This is a genomic window from Rhodoplanes sp. SY1 (assembly GCF_046000175.1).
Classification (GTDB): Bacteria; Pseudomonadota; Alphaproteobacteria; order Rhizobiales; family Xanthobacteraceae; genus Rhodoplanes.
Genome location: NZ_JBEOMB010000158.1, coordinates 1 through 750, shown reverse-complemented (window position 1 = coordinate 750; position 750 = coordinate 1). Strand labels below are relative to the sequence as shown.

Here is a 750-nt window from a genome sequence, read left to right as displayed (position 1 = left end):
TTCGGTCGACGTCTCACCCGGATAGAGGACCGGAGGCGCCGGCTCGGCTTCGGCCACGGACTGCCACGTGGCGGCAGTCGCGGCGGTCAGGGCGGCGAACTGACGACGGCTCAGGTCGCTGACGCCCATTGGGAAGCCCTCCATGTCCCGAGGAGCCTATTCTAGTGGGTTGATTCTGGGATTTGGAAGCCCCCCGGGGCACGCATGCCGCGGCGGCCGGCCCGTCCGCCGCGCCCCGAGAGGCATTCCTGCGGCCACTGTTTTCCGTTGGCGGTGGAGACTGGTTGCCGCCGCGGTCAGCCGCCCCGAGGAGCGGCGAATATGAGGCTCGATGAGAACAAATCTCCGCCGCTGGGTCACTTCTCCGTGGCAATCGAGAGCCGAAAAAGCGACCGTCGATGCTCAACGCCGAGGAGCCGAGCCGAATGAGGCTTCGAGGCCGTTCCCTCGTCCAAGATCATGAACAAGATCATGGACGGTCGGCGGAAGCCGCTGCGGAGAGTCGCCGGTTGCGCGACCTCGGGGGGGCCGTGCCCACCGAGTCCGCGTCGATCGCTCCGCGCAAGATCGTCGTCAGCCGCCGCAGGGCAGGCGAGACATAGCCGTCCTTGCGACAGAGGAAGCTCAAGGTCCGGTGCATGGTGGTCTGCGGGTTGCGCAGCTCCGCCAGTCCGGTCCCTAGTCGCCCGGCCCGCTGGCTGCGGCGTGGCGCGAAGCTCAACATATCGGTCTCGGTCAGGAAGGTCGGCA

Annotated in this window: 1 pseudogene; it reads right to left on the bottom strand. The window is 67.5% G+C overall.

Going from position 1 to position 750, the window contains the following annotated elements:
- Positions 1 to 469: 469 nt before the first annotated feature.
- Positions 470 to 750: pseudogene (locus ABTU92_RS26655) on the bottom strand (LysR family transcriptional regulator); the annotation flags it as partial.